Raw genomic sequence first — 19,533 nt, forward strand, 5'->3', positions numbered from 1 at the left:
AGCGTCGTCATCCGGTGCTCATAGCAACGTCGGTGTGCCACTGGAGCGCTCCAGTGGCACACCAACGCCCACCGCGCCGGGCAGCGTGGTTCCGGAACCGCGCCGCCCGGCGCCGGCCGGTGATCCCCCGCCGACGCCCCTACCAGCGCAGACGACCGTCGATGCGACAGATCACCGGAGAGCGCGCTCCGAGAAAGCGCTTCCCGACCCACGACCAGGCATTGACAGGCGAGAAACTGGGGGTTCACAGTGTCGTATCAAAGAGCGCTTTCCCGTAACCGCTCCGACACATCCCCCTCCCCCGACCCCTTGATTCCCCGCAAGGAGGAGCCGCTCCATGACTTCCGCAGTGTTCCGAGGTGGCGGGCTCAGACCCGTCGCCCTCGGTGCCGCCCTGGTCGGCCTGCTGGCCACCTACCTCGTCACCACCACCGTGGACGCCGACGCGGCCGAGGTGGTGGTGTCGCAGGGCAGGCCCGCCACCGCGTCGTCGGTCGAAGGGACCGTCACCCCGGCGTCGGCCGCCGTCGACGGCGACGCCGGCACCCGCTGGTCCAGCGCGTTCGCCGCGAGCCAGTGGTTCCAGGTCGACCTGGGTACGGCCACCGCGGTCAGCCGGGTGGCGATCAACTGGGAGGCCGCGTACGCCCGCGCCTTCACCATCCAGTTCTCCGGCAACGGCTCCACCTGGACGCAGGCGTACGCCACCACGACCGGCACCGGCGGGCAGCAGAGCATCGACGTCTCCGGCACCGCGCGCTACGTCCGGATCAACCTGACCCAGCGGGCCCTGGAGATCTACGGGTACTCGTTCTGGGAGTTCCAGGTGTACGCCGGCGGCACCACCACCCCGCCCACCACGCCACCGCCGGCCGGCGGCACCCGGCTGCTCTCGTTCAACAAGCCGGCTCAGGCCAGCACGTGGCAGAACGACGTGAACTGCAACCCGTGCGGGCCGGACAAGGCGTTCGACCACGACCCGGCGAGCCGCTGGGCGACGAGTTCCACCAACGGCTGGGTGGACCCGGGCTGGATCTCCGTCGACCTGGGCGCCACCGCGCAGATCAGCCAGGTGGTGCTGCAGTGGGACCCGGCGTACGCCCGGTCGTACCAGATCCAGGTCTCCGCGGACAACGCGAACTGGACGCCGATCTACTCCACCACCACCGGTGACGGCCTCAAGGACGTCATCAACGCCACCGGCACCGGGCGCTACGTCCGGATGTACGGCACCACCCGCAGCAGCGCGTACGGGTACTCGCTGTGGGAGTTCAGTGTGTACGGCACCGGCGGCAACCCGCAGAGCCCGCCGGCCGCGCCCGCCGACCCGGCCTTCCCGGCCACCCGGCTGGTCTTCTCCGACGAGTTCAACGAGCCGGCCGGCACCAAGCCGAACGGTGCGAAGTGGACGATGGACCCGGGTGTCCCGCAGAACGGCGAGGTCCAGTACTACACGCCGAACAGCGAGAACGCGCAGATGAACGGCCAGGGCAGCCTGGTCATCGAGGCCCGGCGGCAGGACTACCAGGGCCGGCAGTACACCTCGCACCGGATGAACACCAGCAACAAGTTCCACGTCCAGTACGGCCGGGTCGAGGCCCGGGTCAAGGTGCCGAAGGGCAACGGGCTGTGGCCGGCGTTCTGGATGATGGGCGCCGACTTCCTGCAGGGCCGGCCGTGGCCGTACAACGGCGAGATCGACATCATGGAGGTGCTCGGCCGGAACACCAGCGAGGCGTACTCCACGTTGCACGCGCCGGCCTACAACGGCGCCGGCGGGTACGGCCAGAAGTACGCCACCGTGGACCTGTCGCAGGACTTCCACACCTGGGCCGTGGAGTGGGACAGCAAGGGCATGAAGTTCCTGCTCGACGACCGGCAGGTCTTCTACGCCAGCAAGGCGACCGTGGAGGACACCCGCGGGCCGTGGGTCTACGACCACCCGTTCTACCTGATCCTCAATCTGGCCGTCGGCGGGGACTTCCCCGGCCCCATCGACGCCACCACGCCGTTCCCGTCGCAGATGCTCGTGGACTACGTCCGCGTGTACCAGTAGCGACCGGCCCGGCGAAATGCCGGGGCGGGGCCCCCATCCCCGCCCCGGCGTCCCCTCTCCCCCAAGGAGTCACGCATGGCACCTCGTCGCACCCTCGCGGCCGCCACGGCCGCCCTGCTCACCACCGCCCTGCTGGTCACCGCGAACCGCGCCGACGCCGCGGACGGCCTGCTGTCCCAGGGTCGGCCGGCCACCGCGTCGTCCACCGAGTCGACCGCGTTCCCCGCCTCGAACGCGGTCGACGGCAACCCCGGCACCCGCTGGTCCAGCGCGTTCAGCGACCCGCAGTGGCTGCAGGTCGACCTCGGCGCGAACGCCACCATCAGCTCGGTGGTGCTGGACTGGGAGTCGGCGTACGCCCGCGCCTTCACCGTCAAGGCGTCCGCCAACGGCAGCACCTGGACCACGATGCACACCACCACGAACGGCACCGGCGGCCGGCAGACGCTGTCGGTGACCGGGTCCGGCCGGTACGTCCGGCTGGAGACCACGGCCCGCGCCACCCAGTGGGGCGTCTCGCTGACCGAGTTCGGCGTGTACGGCTCCGGCGGCGCCGCCCCGCCGGCCACCCCGACCGTTCCGCCGGGCGCGGTCCGGGTCGCCGAGTTCCTGGCCGACTGCCCGTTCAGTCACCGGTTGCCGGACGACCCGATCGTGTTCCCGAACATGCCGGGCGCCTCGCACATGCACAGCTTCTTCGGCAGCGTGGTGACGAACGCACACTCGACCGTCGAGGACCTGTTCAACGCGAACAGCAACTGCAACCCGTCGATCGACAAGTCGTCGTACTGGATCCCGACGTTCTACAACGGCAACACGCCGGTGGAGCCGACCACCGGGATCTTCTACTACCTCGGTGAGGGCGTCCGTGACGATCTGATCGCGCAGACCCAGCCGCTGCCGTTCGGGCTGCGGATCGTGGCCGGCAACGCGCGGGCGACCGGCCCGAACGACAACACCATCTCCCGCTGGTCCTGCCTGCACGCCGGGCACGTCGGTTCGGCACACGACTTCGTCACGTGCCCGGCCGGCACGATGCTGGAGTCGTACCTCGACTTTCCGCAGTGCTGGAACGGCCGGGACCTGGACTCGGCGGACCACAAGAGCCACATGGCGTACCCGGTGAACAACGCCTGCCCGGCCAGCCACCCGGTGGTGGTGCCGAAGCTGCGTCAGGTGATGCGGTATCCGGTGAGCGGCAGCACCGCGAACTTCCGGCTGGCGTCCGGCCCGGGGTACACCATGCACGGCGACTTCTTCAACGCCTGGCCGGTGGAGGAGATGGCGCGCCGGGTGAACAACTGCATCCGGATCATCGTCAAGTGCGGCACGGATGGGCGGCCCTGAGATGAGGTCGGCGGCCGCCGGGGTCGGTCGCGGCTCCGGCGGTCGCGCTATAACAGAGCCCATGAGTACGCGGCCCGCACGCGGTGGGCAGAACCCGACGATGGACCAGGTCGCGGAGGCGGCCGGGGTGTCGCGGGCCACCGTGTCCCGGGTGATCAACGGCGCGCCGAGCGTGGACGCCAAGATCAGGGAGATGGTGCAGCGGGCCATCGCGGAGACCGGGTACGTGCCGAACGTGGCCGCCCGCAGCCTGGTGACCCGGCGGTCCAACTCCGTCGCACTGGTCATCTCCGAGCCGGTCCGGCCGTACAGTGCGTCGTTCCTGAACCGGGTCTTCACCGACCCGTACTTCGGCCGGATCACCGCCGGCGCGACCGACGCGCTGCGCCCGCACGACATCCACCTGGTGATCATCCCGACCGACTCGTCCGACCACCACCAGGTCATCCGTTACCTGCGCCAGGGCCACGTGGACGGGGTGCTGCTGATCAGCAGCCACGAGGAGGACACGCTGCCCCGGCAGGTGCACGAGCTGGGCATCCCGGCGGTGGTGTCGGCCCGGCCGGCGTCGCCGATCGCGGCCAGCTACGTCGACGTGGACCAGCGGCTCGGCGCCCGCCTGGCGGCCGACCACCTGCTGTCCCGGGGCTGCCGGCGGCTCGCCACGATCAGCGGACCGCTGGACATCCCGGCCGGTCAGGACCGCCTCGACGGTTTCCGGTCCTACCTGGCCGGGCGCGGCTTCGGCGAGGTGCCGTCGGTGGAGGGCGACTTCACCCGGGCCGGCGGCGAAGACTGTGCCCGCCGGTTGCTGGCCGCCCATCCGGACGTCGACGGCCTGTTCGTGGCCAGCGACCTGATGGCCGAGGGTGCGCTGCGCGCGGTGCAGGACCTGGGCCGGCGGGTGCCGGACGACGTGGCGGTGGTCGGTTTCGACGACAGCAGCGCCGCGCTCGACTGCCGCCCGTTGCTGACCACGGTCCGGCAGCCGGTCGAGGAGATGGCCGCCGAGATGGCCGAGGTGCTGATGGCGCACATCGCCACGCCCGGCCGCCTGCCCCGCTCGGTCACGTTCCAGCCCACGCTGGTGATCCGCGACTCCGCCTGACCGCGACCCCACCGCGCCCCGGGCATCGGCCATCATGTCTGCGTGCCGGACCTGCTGATCAATCTGCTGGCGAGCCTCATCGCCGGTGTCACCGTGTGGCTCGCCCAACGCCTGGTCCGCTATCGCCGGCAGGCCCGCCGGCAGGAGTTCTTCGGCCTGCGCGGGCAGACCACGTGCACGTTGTCGGTGGCCCGGCACTTCTCGTCGCCGCGCCTGGCCAGCGTGCACCGGCGTGACGTCGCCGCGCTGGTCGAGCTGGCCACGCTGGCCCGGGAGTGCGGTGCCCGGGCGGACCTGGCGACGGACGCCGAGCTGGTACGGGAGTTCGGCCGGCGCACCGAGTTCGCGGTCGGCGGGCCGAGCGTGCACCCGCGGGTCGCCACCCACCTGCGGACCATCCTGCGCGGCGTGCGCTACGCCCCGGACGGCACCCTGGTGGTGGGCGGCACGGAGTACCGCTACCAGCACGACACCGCCGAGTACGTCGCGCTGGCCCGGATCTTCGGCCCGGACGGCGGACGGCCGGTGTTCGTGCTGGCCGGGCAGACCTCGCAGTCCAACCTGGCGGCGGCGCGGTATCTGGCCGGCGCGCACCGCGGGCTGTACCGCACGTACCGCGCGGACCGCCCGTTCTGCCTGGTGCTGCGGATCGTCGAGCCGGGCACCTACGGTATCGACTTCACCGAGGTGGCGGCGGACGCCACGGACGTCGCGTTCCGCCCGGCGCCGGGCGATGCGGGTAGAACTGACCGCATGGACATTCTCGTCGCCGGCGGCCACGGCCAGATCGCGCTGCGCCTCTTGAAGCTGCTCGCCGCCCAGGGCCACCAGGCCCGGGGCCTGATCCGCAACCCGGCACACGCCGCCGACCTGGCGGCCGTGGGCGCCGTGCCGGTGCTGGGCGATCTGGAGAACGAGGAGTCGCTGGACGCCCACGTGCGCGGGGCCGACGCGGTGGTCTTCGCCGCGGGCGCCGGCCCGGGCAGCGGCGCCGCCCGCAAACGGACGGTCGACCTGGGCGGTGCGGTCAAGCTGGTCGACGCGGCCAACCGCACGGGGGTACGCCGGTACGTCATGGTGTCCTCGATCGGCGCCGACCGTCCGGACGCGGCCGGTGACACCATGCGGCCGTACCTGACCGCCAAGGCCGAGGCGGACGACTACCTGCGGGACAGCGGCCTGGACTACACGATCGTGCGGCCGGGTTCGCTCACCGACGATCCCGGCACCGGCCTGGTCCGGGTCAGCACCGAGCTGGGCGGCCGGGGCCCGGTCCCCCGCGACGACGTGGCGGCGGTGCTCGCCGGGGTGCTCACCACGCCGGCCACGATCGGCGCGACGTTCGAGTTGTTCGCCGGAGACACTCCGGTCCCGGAGGCCCTCGCCGCGCTGTGAGGTGTCGTACGCTGCGGGCCGTGCGCACTCTTCGACGCGCCGCGGCATCACTCACCGTGGCCGCCAGTGCCCTCACCGGTTGTGCCTCAGTCGACGAGCGGGGCGACGCCGCCGCCGCGGTGGCGGTCCGTCTACTGACCGCGGTGCAGGGCGACGACGGCGCGGGCGCCTGCGCGGTCCTGGCCCCGGAGACCCGGGCCGAGCTGATCGACTCGGCCGGCCGGCCCTGCGCCGAGGCGATCCTGGACGAGAACCTGCCCGGGCCCGGCCCGATCGAGGCGACCGCGGTCTACGGCCAGTGGGCGCAGGTCCGGCTGGCCGGCGACACGCTCTTCCTGGCGGTGTTCCCGGAGGGCTGGCGGGTGGTGGCGGCCGGTTGCACGCCCCGCCCGGACCGCCCGTACGACTGTGTCCTGCAGGGCGGCTGACCGTGCGTTCCCTCTTCTTCCTGCTGCTGCTCGTGGTGACCGCCGGGCTAGTGTACTTCGTGACGCTGGGGGTGTTGCACCGGTGAAGTCCTTCCTCCGCGACAACTCCCTCGGCCTGGTCTTCGGCCTGCTGTTCCTGCTGGTGCTGGCGGGGCAGGCGATCGCCGGGCAGGCCGACTTCAACGACCGGCAGCTGACCGACGGCCTGCCGCCGGTCCCGCTCGGCCGCTACCTCACCTCGGCCAGCTTCGCCGCCGACGTGGCGGAGAACTGGCAGAGCGAGTATCTGCAGTTCTTCCTCTTCATCTACGGCACGGTCTGGCTGGTCCAGAAGGGCTCGCCGGAGTCGAAATCGCTGGACGAGATCGGCCGGGAGAGCGACGAGAAGCAGAAGGTGGGCCGGTACGCCGGCCCGGACGCGCCGGCCTGGGCCCGGGCCGGCGGGCTGCGCCGGACCCTGTTCTCGAACTCGCTCGGCCTGGTCATGGGGCTGATCTTCGTGGCCTCGTGGTACGCCCAGTCGGTGGCCGGGGTGGCCGCCTTCAACGAGGGGCAACTCGGCGACCTGCAGGATCCGGTGAGCTGGTCGCAGTACCTCGCCGAGCCCGACTTCTGGAACCGGACGCTGCAGAACTGGCAGTCCGAGCTGCTCGCCGTGGCGTCCATGGCGATCCTGGCGATCTTCCTGCGGCAGCGCGGATCGTCGCAGTCCAAGCCGGTCGGTTCGGCACACTCCGCGACCGGCGTCGAGGGGTAGCCGGGACACTCCGTAGTGTAGCCAGCGCCACCGTAGCGATCAGTATCGTTGTGGTCACGTTCGGTGTTACGTTGAGCGCCGTGCTCGTCGATGCCCCCGCCACCCACCCCGCCGTCCGCTCGCGCCGGTCCGCCGGCCCGGACACCTGGCGACCGCCGTCGAGGCGCCGGGCGACCGTCGAGGAGGCGGTCGAGGTGGCCCGGCACCGGCTCCGGCAGGGGCACCGCCTGGCGGCCGCCGAGCTGCTGGACCGGTGCGTGCGCGCGCTCGCCCGGGACGGCGTGGACGACCCCGATCTGGCGGAGCGCTGGGCGTACGCCCACGACCGCTGCACCGGCGACCGCGGCACCAGCCTGCCGCCCGACGTGGTCCAGCGGAACATCGTCTGGGTGACCCGCGAGGATCTGGAGCAGGGCCGGCGCGAACTCGCCGCGGACCGGCCGTTCGCCGCCGCCCGCTGTTTCGCGGCCGCGGACGCGATCGACCCCCGGGGCACCCACTCGGCCTTCCTGCACGCGACCGCGCTGCACCGGGCGGCGGTCCGGGCGGTCCGCCGGGCCACCGTGGCGGAGACCCCGGACGGCCCGGCCGCCGACGTGCTGAGCCATCTGGAACGCGCGGAGCGGTGCCTGCACCGGGCGGTGCCGACGGCCCGGCGGGCGCTGACCGATTCGGCGCTGGGACTGGCCGCCGAGGAGCTGCTCGCCAGCATCCAGGAGCAGCTCGGCGCGCTGCGGCACCGCCGGGCGAACGCCGCGCGGATGGCGGCGGCGTGTGCCTGCCTGGTCGACTACCAGGCGTTCGTCGCCGGATCGGCGCTCACCGTGTCGCGGGCCGACCAGGACAACGTCCGCTCGTCGCTGGCCGGCCTGGCGGGGCGGATCACCCGGTTGCGGGGCGGCGCACCGGCCGGTTCCGCCGAGGCCCGCCTGCTCGCCACGCTGGCCGACGGCGTGGCCGACCTGCAGAGCCGGCTCCCGATGCCGCATCGCGCCGGCCGGCGCTGACCACACCGGCCCGCCGCCGCCACGGTCCGGAGTGGCGATACGGTGACCACATGTTGATCAGCTGCGGTTGCCCGGTCTCCGGTGCGTGGGCCCGGCCGGACTCCCTGACCCACGTAGCGTCCCGCGCCGAGGGCCTCGGCTACCACGGGCTCTGGACGTTCCAGCGGTTGCTGGTCGGCGCGGATCAGGACCTGGCGCCGGTGTACCGCAGCGTGCTGGATCCGATGGTCGCGTTGAGCTACGCGGCCGCCCGGACCTCCCGGATCCGGCTCGGCGTCGCGGTGATCAACCTGCCCTTCCTGTCCCCGGTGTACCTGGCCAAGCAGGCCGCCACGCTGGACCTGCTGTCCGGCGGCCGGCTCGACCTCGGGCTCGGCACCGGCTGGTCCGAGGTCGAGTTCGCCGCCACCGGAACCGATCCGAACCCGCGTGGCCGCCGCACCGAGGAGTACCTGCGGGTGCTCCGGACGTTGTTCACCGACCGGGTGAGCGCGTTCGACGGCACGCTCTACACCGTGCCGCCGAGCACCATGGCCCCGGCACCGGTCCAGCCGGGCGGCCCGCCGGTCCTGCTCGGCGGCACCGCGGACCCGGCGCTGCGGCGGGCCGGCCGGATCGCCGCCGGGTGGATCAGCAGCAGCCGGGCCACCCGCGCCGACATCGCCCGCGGCGCCCGGATCGTGCGGCAGGCCGCCGAGGAGGCGGGCCGCGACCCGGAGGCGGTACGCATCGTGGTCCGCGGCGTGGTGCGGGCCGGGCACCGGGACGACACGATGCCGCTGTCCGGCAGCTGGGCGCAGATCCGGGCGGGGGCGGACAGCTACGCCGAGGCCGGTGTCACGGAACTCTTCTACGACCTGAACTGGGACCCGCTCATCGGCTCGCCGGACGCGGACCCGGACGCCGCGGCCGAACGCGCCGAGGAGATCCTGACCGCCCTGGCCCCCGGCGCCTGAACCCGGGCGACGGTCACGCTCCGCAGTGGCGCCTGTGCCGGGAGCGTTCGAAGCATGTCGACATGTCGATTTGAGCCCGGTCGGCACCTATTCTTGCCACACGTGCGTCATGACGTACCGTCACGCCATTCCTGAGCGCTCGAACAATGGCGGGAGAATTGCGCGGGCTCCGGCCCGGCCTCCGGGCCGGCCGCCGGGCGGCCCGGCCGGGCGGAGCCGAAAGAGCCTCGCGTCGGCGGCGTCCGCACCGTCGTTACCCGCGTCCGACCTGCCCACCACCGAAGATCTTGCGCACCGGAGCGGTGGGCTGATTCGACGATCATGGGTTTCCGACACGGATAGGAAACATCGATGACATCAAGCCCGGGAGGCGCCCGGACGCGGCCGTGGTGACTTTGCGCGATGGGGTGATACCCCGATGTAGCGGCTTCCCGGGCCTTTGTGGCATCTAGAGCACTAAGATGTCCGTTTTGTGGTCAAGGATCTCACTTACCGGAGCTGTCCTGCAACCAGCGTGTGACATGCTCAATCAGGAAACGGGCCCGAGCTGTTATTCATTCGATGCGTCAACTCATTTCCTACGAGCGAAACTCCGACTACCTTCCCAACCGCAGCGTCCGAATACCTCTCACGCACGACGCACGTGGAGGTGTCGTGTCCGTAGGAGGTGACGAAGCTTGGAACCACTGATCGAGGAAGCCGATCTCAGAAGGACCGGCTCCCCGACCGACGCCATGGGTTCCGCTCCGGCCGGTCCGGAGAAGAAGGTCAAGACGCAGGGCAAGTCGCCGACCGCGATCGCCTTCGCCCGTCTGCGCCGGGACAAGGTCGCGATGATCTGCGCCGGCATCTTCGGGTTCTTCGTCCTGATCGCCGTCTTCGCGCCGCTCCTGGCCCGGCTGGAGGGCCAGGACCCGACCACGCTCAACCAGGACCTCCTCGATCAGTACGGCTACCCGGTCATCGGCGCCACCGCGGAGCACTGGTTCGGCGTCGAGCCCCGGCTGGGCCGCGACCTGTTCGCCCGGTTCGTCTACGGCGCCCGTCCCTCGCTGATCGTCGCCGGATCCGTCACGATCATCACCACGATCATCGGCGTCACCATCGGCCTGATCGCGGGCTTCGCCGGTGGCTGGATCGACCGGATCCTCTCCTGGGTCATCGACCTGGTCCTGAGCCTGCCCTACCTCCTCTTCGCGATCGCGGTGCCGGCCGCGCTGCTGGCGATCTTCCTGGGCTCGTCCGAGAACGCGGCCGCGGAGGACGTCGCCACGACGCGCTTCTACTCTCTGATCATCGTGTTGTCCTTCTTCGGCTGGGCCAGCCTCGCCCGCCTGATCCGGGGCGAGGTGCTCTCCCTGCGGGAGCGCGAGTTCGTCGCGGCGGCCAAGGTGCTCGGCGTACCCACTCGCAAGGTGCTGTTCAAGGAGCTGCTGCCCAACCTGGTGGCGCCCATCGTCATCTCGGTCTCGATGGCTCTACCGAGCTACATCGTGGTCGAGGCGGGCCTGACCTACCTGGGCGTCGGCCTTACCGAGCCGACCCCGTCGTGGGGCGTGACGATCGCCGCCGCACAGAGCTACTACCGGAACTTCCCGCTGTTCCTGTGGATTCCGGTCTTTGCGATCACCATCCTCGTGCTGGCGCTGAGCCTGCTCGGCGACTCGATCCGCGACGCTTTCGACCCCCGCACCCGACGGTGACCTCCGGTCCCGACTCGCAATGAGAAGAGGAGAAATGGCAAGGCGATTTCACGTGGCCGTGGCGGCCACCGCCGCCGCAGCCCTGGTGCTGACGGGTTGTAGCAGCCCGTCCGAGAACAACCAGGGCTCGGGCAACAACACCGATACGGGCAAGATCACGACGCAGGCGAACGCGATCGACCCGAACGCCAAGGGACCCGCGGAGGAACTCCCGGGCGCCAAGCGCGGCGGCACGATCGAGGTGCAGGCGCAGACCACGCCGAACACGTTCGACCCGACGGACATCTACTACGTCGACTCGAACGAGATCGGCAAGCTGCTGTTCCGTACCCCCACCCAGTTCGACATCCGGGACGGCAAGCCCACCCTGGTGCCCGACCTGACCGACCTGGGCACCCCGTCGGCCGACAAGCTGACCTGGACGTTCAAGATGCAGCCCGGCATCAAGTACGAGGACGGCACCGAGGTCAAGGTCGAGGACCTGGCGTACGCCATCAAGCGGTCCTTCGCCCACGACGTCTACGTCAACGGCCCGACGTACCAGATGCAGTACTTCAAGGACGGCGACAAGTACAAGGGTCCGTACAAGAGCGGCGACACCTACTCCGGCGTGGAGACCCAGGGCACCGACACCCTGATCATCCACCTGGCCCGCCCGTTCTCCGACCTGCCGTTCTACATGACGTTCCCGATGTTCACGCCGATCCCGAAGGCGAAGGACACCAAGCAGGAGTACAAGAACAAGCCGCTGGCCACCGGCCCGTACATGTTCGACACGTTCCAGCCGGGCACCCAGCTCAAGCTCAAGCGCAACCCGAACTGGGTCGCCGCCACCGACCCGGTGCGCCACGACTACCCGGACGCCTGGGAGTTCAACTGGGGCGTGGAGCTGGTCAAGAGCCAGACCGCCGTGCTGAACAGCAACGGCAAGGACGCCAACGCGATCAACTACGACGAGCTGGACGCCTCGCTGATCCCGCAGATCCAGGCCGGCAAGCAGTCCCAGCTGGTCCAGGGTGAGAGCTCCTGCACGCTGGTGGTGCAGATGGACACCCGCAAGATCCCGCTGGAGGTCCGCAAGGCGATCGCCAAGGCGTACCCGAACGACCAGATCTGGAAGGCCGCCGGCCTCAACGAGTACGTCGCGGAGCCGGCCAGCACGGTCATGCCGCCGAGCGTCCAGGGTTACCAGAAGTACGCCCCGGTCCCGGACCTGACCGGCACCGGCCCCGGCGACCCCGCCGCGGCCAAGCAGATGCTGGAAGCGGCCGGCAAGCTCGGCTTCGAGGTCAGCTGGTTCTTCGACAACACCAAGCCGATCCCGCAGCAGACCAGCCAGATCCGCGCCGACGCGCTGACCAAGGCCGGCTTCAAGGTCAAGCCGATCGGTGTGGCCACCGCCGAGCTGCGCGCCAAGCTCGGTGACTACAAGGCTCCGGTCAACCTCGGCCAGAGCCCGTCCGGCTGGTGCTCGGACTGGCCGACCGGCTCCTCCTGGTTCCCGGTGCTGTTCCAGACGCACAGCATCGAGGACGGCCAGAGCTGGGGCATGCTGGCCGACAAGGCCCTCGACAAGGAGATCGACGACATCGCCAACCTGCCGGCCACGGAAGCGACCGGCAAGTGGGCCGCGATGGACAAGAAGATCATGGAGCAGTACGTCGCCATCCCGCGGTACTACGACAAGATGGCCGTCGTGCAGGGCAGCAACATCGGCACCACCATCGGTGACCCCACCATGGGCATGCCGTCCTTCATCGACATGTACCTGAAGAGCTGACGCTCCTCAGTTAGCCCGGTCCGCGGTGGTCCGCTCTGCCCCGGCAGATCGGACCACCGCGGACCGTAAGACCTCCCCTTCCCCTTGGACCTGCGCAGGAGCTAGCGGTGCTGCTGTACATCCTTCGACGCGTCGTGAGCGCGATCTCCGTCGTCGTCGTCACCCTGGTGGCCAGCTTCGCGCTGTTCTTCCTCGCGCCCACCGACCCGGCCGGCGTGATCTGCGGCCCGCGCTGCACCCCGGAACGCCTGGCCGACATCGAGGCCAGCCTCGACCTGGACAAGCCCGCCGTCCAGCAGATCGGCCTCTACATGAAGGGCCTGGTCGTCGGCCGCGACTACACCGCCGGCGGCGTTACCACGCATTGCCCGGCGCCGTGCATGGGCTACTCCTACACGCTGGGCCAGCCGGTCACCAAGCTGCTCGCCCAGGCGATCCCGGTCACCATCTCGATCGTCATCGGCGGCGCGGTGGTCTACCTGACCATCGGCATCATGGCCGGTACCATCGCCGCCCAGCATCGAGGGACCACGCTGGACCGGATCACGGTCGGTTCCACGCTGATCATCGCCTCGTTCCCGTACTTCGTCTTCGCGCTGCTCGTGGCGCTGTACGCGACGTTCCTGCCGGAATCGCAGTACACCCCGTTCCTGGAGGATCCGATAGCCTGGGCCAGCGGTCTGCTCACCGCCTGGCTGTGCGTCGGTGTCACGAACGCGGCGTCGTACACCCGGTACTCCCGAGCCTCGATGATCGAGTCGCTGGGCCAGGACTTCGTCCGGACCGCCCGGTCCAAGGGCATCACGCGCCGCCGGGTGGTGTACCGCCACGGCCTGCGCGCGGCCCTCACCCCGGTCGCCACGATCTTCGGCATCGACCTGGCGTTCCAGCTCACCGGCGCGATCTTCACCGAGAGCATCTTCGGACTGCCCGGCATCGGCCTGCTCACGCTGCGCGCCTTCGGCCAGTACGACCTGCCGGTCCTGATGGGCGGCGTGCTGGTCGGCTCGGCCGTGCTGGTCACCATGAACCTCGTCGTGGACATTCTGTACACGTTCCTCGACCCCCGCGTACGGCTCGGATGAGCCACCCGCACCCGGACAGATCCGCACCACGCACGACGGCCCCCGGCGTGAGCGACTGCACCGCAGCGCAGCAAGGGCCAGGAGCGCACGCCAGAGGAGGGACCGCATGAGCGACCAGACGATCCGGGCACCGCAGACCGTGACCCGCACGGCGCGCCCCCGCGACGAGAACGAGGAGCCGTACCTCGAGGTCACCGACCTGCAGGTGCAGTTCCCCACCGCGGACGGCATGGTGCAGGCGGTCCAGGGACTCAGCTACCGGCTGCCGCTGCGCCGCACGCTGGCGATCGTCGGCGAGTCCGGGTCCGGCAAGAGCGTGTCGAGCATGGCCGTGATGGGCCTGCACGACACCAAGACGGCCCGGATCTCCGGCTCGATCAAGGTCGGCGGGCGCGAGATCGTCGGCATGAGCGAGAAGGACCTGGAGGAGTTCCGGGGCGCCGACGCCGCGATGATCTTCCAGGACCCGCAGTCGTCGCTGCACCCGTACTTCACCATCGGCGACCAGATCATGGAGTCGTACCGGGCGCACCACAACGTGTCCAAGCGCAAGGCCAAGGACCGCGCGATCGAGATGCTGGACCGGGTGGGCATCCCCAACCCGCAGCGCCGGGTCAGCCAGTTCCCGCACGAGTTCTCCGGCGGCATGCGCCAGCGCGCGATGATCGCGATGGCGCTGGTCAACGACCCGAAGCTGCTGATCGCGGACGAGCCGACCACGGCGCTGGACGTCACCGTGCAGGCGCAGATCCTGGACCTGATCGCCGACCTGCAGCGCGACTTCGGCTCCGCGGTCGTGTTCATCACCCACGACCTGGGCGTGGTGGCCGAGATCGCGGACGACATCCTGGTGATGTACGCGGGCAACGCGGTCGAGCACGGCCCGGTCGACAAGATCCTCGGCCGGCCGCTGCACCCGTACTCCTGGGGCCTGATGGAAAGCATCCCGGCCCTGACCGGGGAACCGCAGCCCCTGCACCCGATCCCCGGTGCCCCGCCGAGCCTGCTCGCCGTGCCCAGCGGCTGCCCGTTCCACCCGCGCTGTGAGTTCAAGGACCGGGTGGCCGGCGATCTGTGCCGGACCTTGAAGCCGGAGCTGATCCCGCGGACCATCGATCAGGGCCGGGCGTCCCGCTGTCACCTCAAGGAGCCCGACCGGGTGTTCGATACCGAAATCCTCCCCCGGCTGCCGTAAGGACCACGACCATGAGCATCGCGACCGAGACCTCCGGGTCGGGCGTACCGCAGCGGGCGGACGCTCCGCTGCTGCAGCTGGAGAACCTCGCCATGCACTTCAAGACCAGTGGCGATGGTCTGCTGTTCCGGGGCACCAAGTGGGTGCAGGCGGTGGACGGCGTCAACCTCACCGTGCACGCCGGGGAGACGCTGGGCCTGGTCGGTGAGTCCGGCTGCGGCAAGTCCACCACCGCCCGGCTGATCACCCGGCTGCTGGAGCCGACCGCCGGGAAGATCCTGTACCAGGGCAACGACATCGCGCACCTCAACGAGCGCAAAATGCGGCCGTTCCGCCGGGAGATCCAACTGATCTTCCAGGACCCGTTCTCGTCGCTGAACCCGCGGCACACCGTCGGCACAATCGTGGGCACCGCGCTGCGCACCCACGGCATGGTGGACAAGCACGGCGAGCTGCGGCGCGTGCAGGAACTGCTGGAGATGGTCGGCCTCAACCCCGAGCACTACAACCGCTACCCGCACGAGTTCTCCGGCGGCCAGCGCCAGCGCATCGGCATCGCCCGCGCCCTGGCCACCCAACCGAAGATCATCGTGGCGGACGAGCCGGTCAGTGCGCTGGACGTGTCGATCCAGGCCCAGGTGATGAACCTGCTGGAGAACCTGCGCAAGGAACTCGGCATCGCGTTCGTGTTCATCGCGCACGACCTCGGCGTGGTGCGGCACTTCTGCGACCGGGTCGCGGTCATATACCTGGGCCGGGTGGTCGAGGAGGGCCCGCGGGACTCGCTGTACCAGAAGCCGCAGCACCCGTACACCCAGGCGCTGCTGTCCGCGGTGCCGGACATCGGCGTGGTCCGCGGCGTGCCGCCGAAGTCGCGGATCCGCCTGGTCGGCGACGTACCGAGCCCGGTCGACCCGCCGTCCGGCTGCCGGTTCCGGACCCGCTGCTGGAAGGCCCAGGACATCTGTGCCCAGGTGGACCCGCCGCTCGACCTCAAGGCGCCGAACCAGCGCGCGGCCTGCCACTTCGCCGAGCCACCGGCCGAGCCGATCGTCGCCGAGGTTCCGGCCTGAGCCGTGCCCACCACGGTCTACCGGTCCCGATGGCGGACCACCCGGAGCCGGCTGCTGATCGCGGCCGCGGTGCTGGCGCTCATCCTCGCCGGCTACCTCGTCGGGCGCGCGCAGTCGTCGGACCCGGCGGTGTCCGCGCCGCCCCCGCCACCACCGTCCCCGGCCGAGTCGCCGGCCGGGTCGCCGGCCGGGTCGGCGGCGCCGTCCTCGGAGCCGGCGGCGTCCGCGCCGGTGGCCGGTGTGGACGCGTACGGTCGGCTGGAGGCCGAGAACGCCGCCGCGGTGTCCGGGATCGAGATGGAGGACACCGCGGACTCCGGCGGCGGGCGGAACGCCGGCTGGATCAACAACGGCGACTGGCTCCGCTTCGACCAGGTGAACTTCGGTGACACGGCGCCCGCGTCGGTGCAGGTGCGGCTGGCATCCGAGGCAACCGCGGGCGGGCGGCTGGAGATCCGCCTGGACGACCCGGCGGCCGCGCCGGTGGCCACGTTGACCACCGCACACACCGGCGGATGGCAGAACTGGCGCACCGAGGTCACCGACGTGAGCCCGGTGACCGGGATGCACACCGTGTTCGTCACGTTCGGCAACGACCGGCCGGACGACTTCCTGAACCTGAACTGGCTGACCTTCCGCCGCGAGTAGGACGCGCGTCGCGGCCCGGTCACCACCGGTCCGTTACGCCAGGCGGAAGTCGGCGTAGTCGAAGCCCGGCGCCACCACGCAACTCACCAGGACCGGCTCCGGACCGGCCGGTTCGGCGTCCTGCCAGACCCCGGCCGGCACCAGCGCCTGCGGCCGGTCCGGGCCGAGCCGGATCGCCCCGGTCGCGGCCGGCGCGTCGCCGTCGCCGCCGAGGCGCAGGTCCAGGGGGCCGCCGGCGTGCCAGAACCACAGCTCGTCCGAGGCCACCACGTGCCAGGCCGAACGCTCACCCGGGTGCAGCGCGAAGTAGATGGCGGTGGCGGTGGCGCGCGGTCCGGCGTACCCCTCGGGGTGGATCGTGGTCGCGGACCGGAAGGTCTCGCGGAACCAGCCGCCCTCCGGGTGTGGCTGGAGGTCGAACTGCTCGGCGAACGCGGGGCGGGATGTCATGCCGGCCATCATCCAACCTCCCGTCATTCGAACATGTGTGCGAGAATCTCGCGATGGATCACGCCACGATCCTGCACGCCGACCTGGATTCCTTCTACGCGTCGGTCGAGCAGCGCGACGACCCCGGCCTGCGTGGGCGGCCGGTGCTGGTCGGCATGGGCGTGGTCCTGGCGGCGAGCTACGAGGCGAAGGCCCAGGGGGTACGCACACCGATGGGGCTCGCCGCGGCGCGGGCGCTGTGCCCGCGGGCGGTGGTGGTCCCGCCGCGGATGTCGGCGTACTCGAAGGCCAGCAAGGCGGTCTTCGCGGTGTTCCGGGACACCACGCCGATCGTCGAGGGCATCTCCATCGACGAGGCGTTCCTCGACGTCGGCGGCCTGCTGAAGATCCGTGGCACGCCGGCCGACATCGCCGCGCGGTTGCGCGCCGACGTGCGGCACCGGGTCGGGCTGCCGATCACGGTGGGCGTGGCCCGGACGAAATTCCTGGCCAAGGTGGCCAGCGGCGTGGGCAAGCCGGACGGACTGCTGGTGGTGCCGCCGGGCGAGGAGCTGGCGTTCCTGCATCCGCTGCCGATCGAGCGGCTCTGGGGCGTCGGCCCGGTGACCGCCGCCAAGCTGCGCGAGCGCCACATCCACACGGTGGGGCACGTGGCCCGGGTGGGTGAGGCGGCGCTGGTGTCGATGCTCGGCACGCACGCCGGCCGGCATCTGCACGCGCTCGCCCACAATCGCGACCCGCGCCGGGTCCGGGTGGGCCAGCGGCGCGGGTCGATCGGGTCGCAGTGCGCGCTGGGGCGCCGGCCGCGGCCGTTCGAGGAGATCGAGGCGACGCTGGCCGCACTGGTCGACCGGGTGACCCGGCGGATGCGCGCGGCGGGCCGGGCCGGGCGCACGGTCACGCTGCGGCTGCGGTTCGCCGACTACACCCGGGCCACCCGGTCCCGCAGCATGGTGAAGGCGAGCATGCAGACCCGGGCGATCCTGGACACCGCCCGGTCGCTGCTGGCGGAGAACCGTCCGCTGATCGACGAGCGCGGGCTGACCCTGGTGGGCGTGGCGGTCAGCAACCTGGACGGCGACGGCAACGTGCAGCTGGAGCTGCCGTTCCAGACGGCGCCGGACACCGACCGGCTGGACACCGCGCTGGACGCGGTCCGGGACCGGTTCGGCGGCAAGGCGGTGACCCGGGCGGCGTCGCTGGGCCGCGACCTCAACCCGTCGGTCCCGATCCTGTCGGACTGACCGGCCGGCCGAGTCCGAGCTGCGCGCGCCCGGTCGCGTTGAGGTCGTCGACGGTGGGCCGGCCGGCCCAGTCCACCTCGTAGTCCTCGGCCGCGAAGTCGCTCGGGCTGACCCCGGTCCGGAACGCCGTGCCGCACCGTTCGGCGTAGGCGGCGTTCTTCGCGCAGTGCGGGCTGGCCGGGATGTACATGACGTTGCCCCAGCCCTTCTGGTCACGGACCGGCCCGACCGAGTGGATCAGGTCGCCGTGCCACCAGACGGTGTCGCCGGGCTCGACCGCCGGGATCGGGGTGAGGGCCGGCATCAGCACCGGATGCCACCTCTCGTCGACCGGGAGCGCCTGGCCGTTCGCGGCGCCGCACAGGTCGTCGTCGGCGACGTCGTCCTGCAGCGCCCGCAACAGCAGGTACGCCATGGCGGACGGGATCGGCACGGTGTGCAGCACGCCCTCGGTGGGCGCCATGTCGGACAGCGCGGTCCAGCCCTGGAAGGTACGGAACGCCGAGCACATCACGGTGGAGTCGTATTCGTGCACCTCGGTGCGGTAGGCGCCGTCCCACGGGTCGTAGGCGCCGGGGTCGCCGTCGAAGACGTGCCGGAACACCTGCTGGTACGCCGGCAGCAGCCAGCGCTCGACCGACCCGGAGTCGGTGTGCGCGGACAGCCCGCCGGAGCTGGTGCCGGGTTCGCGGCGGCGGACCCGGTCCGGGTACCCGGTGTCGCGGGCCGGGTCGAACCACACGCGCCCCTGCGACTCGTGTTTCCAGAACGAGTTGAGGAAGCCGCGCACGGCCACCATGGCGTCGTCGGAGCGGGCCTCCATCTGCGGGCCGGACCAGTAGATCGGGAAGATCGACGGCCGGGCCGCGGCCAGTCCGCCGAAGATGCCGTCGTCGACGTAGCGGTACGTGCCGGCGAAGTCGTTGCGTTCCAGGTAGGACACCAGCTCGCGGTCCCACGCCTCGGCCCGCGCGCGCGGGAACGTGCCCTTGACCACCGCGCACCCGCGCCGCCGGATCGCCTCGATCTGCCGGGCCGGCACGGTGCCGGCCGCGATGTCGGCGAAGTGCACCACCGGCCAGATGTCCGCGCCGTCCGCCCGCCGCGCCACGATGTCCGCCACCTCGGCCCGCATCGCGTCCTCGGCCTGGCGGAAGGCGCCCGCCACGTCGCCGATCCGTGCGCGCAGCGCCGACTTGGTCTCCCGGATCGCCGCCGGTACGTCGGCCGGTGGGGTCGCCATGTCTGCCTCCCGATTTAAGATGGTCACCTAACTAGATGCTTCAACTAAGGTAGGAGGT

General features: G+C 71.0%; 17 protein-coding genes. 15 read left to right on the forward strand and 2 right to left on the reverse strand.

Annotated features, from left to right (window positions below; translation table 11 throughout):
* Positions 1-337: 337 nt before the first annotated feature.
* The 14 genes from LDL48_RS27095 to LDL48_RS44675 all read left to right on the forward strand — a co-directional run bounded on the left by LDL48_RS27095 (position 338) and on the right by LDL48_RS44675 (position 16,538).
* Complete coding sequence (locus LDL48_RS27095; RefSeq protein ID WP_225258049.1) at positions 338-2,056, forward strand: discoidin domain-containing protein; 1,719 nt, start codon at positions 338-340, stop codon at positions 2,054-2,056.
* A 75-nt stretch (positions 2,057-2,131) separates the two neighbouring features.
* Positions 2,132-3,403 carry a DUF1996 domain-containing protein gene (locus tag LDL48_RS27100; protein ID WP_225258050.1) on the forward strand — a complete coding sequence of 424 codons (1,272 nt, stop codon included), beginning with the start codon at positions 2,132-2,134 and terminating at the stop codon, positions 3,401-3,403.
* Between the two features lie 61 nt (positions 3,404-3,464).
* Positions 3,465-4,511, forward strand: coding sequence for a LacI family DNA-binding transcriptional regulator (locus LDL48_RS27105; RefSeq protein ID WP_225258051.1), 1,047 nt, complete (start codon positions 3,465-3,467; stop codon positions 4,509-4,511).
* A gap of 42 nt (positions 4,512-4,553) precedes the next feature.
* Positions 4,554-5,906, forward strand: coding sequence for an SDR family oxidoreductase (locus LDL48_RS27110; RefSeq protein WP_225258052.1), 1,353 nt, complete (start codon positions 4,554-4,556; stop codon positions 5,904-5,906).
* A 20-nt stretch (positions 5,907-5,926) separates the two neighbouring features.
* The gene (locus LDL48_RS27115) at positions 5,927-6,334 is read left to right on the forward strand and encodes a hypothetical protein (RefSeq protein ID WP_225258053.1); all 408 of its coding nucleotides are present in this window, start codon (positions 5,927-5,929) and stop codon (positions 6,332-6,334) included.
* A gap of 82 nt (positions 6,335-6,416) precedes the next feature.
* Positions 6,417-7,091 carry a DUF6766 family protein gene (locus LDL48_RS27120; RefSeq protein WP_225258054.1) on the forward strand — a complete coding sequence of 225 codons (675 nt, stop codon included), beginning with the start codon at positions 6,417-6,419 and terminating at the stop codon, positions 7,089-7,091.
* Positions 7,092-7,171: 80 nt separating this feature from the next.
* Positions 7,172-8,098: a hypothetical protein gene (locus LDL48_RS27125; protein ID WP_225258055.1), complete on the forward strand. Its 927-nt coding sequence runs from the start codon at positions 7,172-7,174 to the stop codon at positions 8,096-8,098.
* A gap of 50 nt (positions 8,099-8,148) precedes the next feature.
* Entirely contained in the window at positions 8,149-9,054 is a 906-nt protein-coding gene (locus LDL48_RS27130) for a TIGR03619 family F420-dependent LLM class oxidoreductase (RefSeq protein ID WP_225258056.1), read from the forward strand.
* 677 nt (positions 9,055-9,731) lie between these two features.
* Positions 9,732-10,757 carry an ABC transporter permease gene (locus tag LDL48_RS27135; protein WP_225258057.1) on the forward strand — a complete coding sequence of 342 codons (1,026 nt, stop codon included), beginning with the start codon at positions 9,732-9,734 and terminating at the stop codon, positions 10,755-10,757.
* Between the two features lie 34 nt (positions 10,758-10,791).
* Positions 10,792-12,537: an ABC transporter substrate-binding protein gene (locus tag LDL48_RS27140; RefSeq protein WP_225258058.1), complete on the forward strand. Its 1,746-nt coding sequence runs from the start codon at positions 10,792-10,794 to the stop codon at positions 12,535-12,537.
* A gap of 107 nt (positions 12,538-12,644) precedes the next feature.
* Positions 12,645-13,622 carry an ABC transporter permease gene (locus tag LDL48_RS27145; protein ID WP_225258059.1) on the forward strand — a complete coding sequence of 326 codons (978 nt, stop codon included), beginning with the start codon at positions 12,645-12,647 and terminating at the stop codon, positions 13,620-13,622.
* 106 nt (positions 13,623-13,728) lie between these two features.
* Positions 13,729-14,817: an ABC transporter ATP-binding protein gene (locus LDL48_RS27150; protein WP_225258060.1), complete on the forward strand. Its 1,089-nt coding sequence runs from the start codon at positions 13,729-13,731 to the stop codon at positions 14,815-14,817.
* A gap of 11 nt (positions 14,818-14,828) precedes the next feature.
* Positions 14,829-15,890 (forward strand): ABC transporter ATP-binding protein, encoded by a 1,062-nt coding sequence (locus LDL48_RS27155; RefSeq protein ID WP_225258061.1) that lies wholly within the window; start codon positions 14,829-14,831, stop codon positions 15,888-15,890.
* 3 nt (positions 15,891-15,893) lie between these two features.
* The gene (locus tag LDL48_RS44675; protein ID WP_225258062.1) at positions 15,894-16,538 is read left to right on the forward strand and encodes a carbohydrate-binding protein; all 645 of its coding nucleotides are present in this window, start codon (positions 15,894-15,896) and stop codon (positions 16,536-16,538) included.
* Between the two features lie 33 nt (positions 16,539-16,571).
* On the opposite strand, the gene LDL48_RS27165 is transcribed toward LDL48_RS44675, so the two are convergent.
* Positions 16,572-16,988, reverse strand: coding sequence for a cupin domain-containing protein (locus LDL48_RS27165; protein ID WP_225258063.1), 417 nt, complete (start codon positions 16,986-16,988; stop codon positions 16,572-16,574).
* Positions 16,989-17,041: 53 nt separating this feature from the next.
* Here LDL48_RS27165 and dinB point away from each other — a divergent pair, with 53 nt between their 5' ends.
* Positions 17,042-18,232: a DNA polymerase IV gene (gene dinB / locus LDL48_RS27170; RefSeq protein ID WP_225258064.1), complete on the forward strand. Its 1,191-nt coding sequence runs from the start codon at positions 17,042-17,044 to the stop codon at positions 18,230-18,232.
* On the opposite strand, the gene LDL48_RS27175 is transcribed toward dinB, so the two are convergent.
* Positions 18,201-19,475 (reverse strand): YbiU family protein, encoded by a 1,275-nt coding sequence (locus tag LDL48_RS27175; RefSeq protein WP_225258065.1) that lies wholly within the window; start codon positions 19,473-19,475, stop codon positions 18,201-18,203. The genes dinB and LDL48_RS27175 overlap by 32 nt on opposite strands.
* Positions 19,476-19,533: the final 58 nt, after the last annotated feature.

Source organism: Jidongwangia harbinensis (genome assembly GCF_020216025.1).
Classification (GTDB): domain Bacteria; phylum Actinomycetota; class Actinomycetes; order Mycobacteriales; family Micromonosporaceae; genus Actinoplanes; species Actinoplanes harbinensis.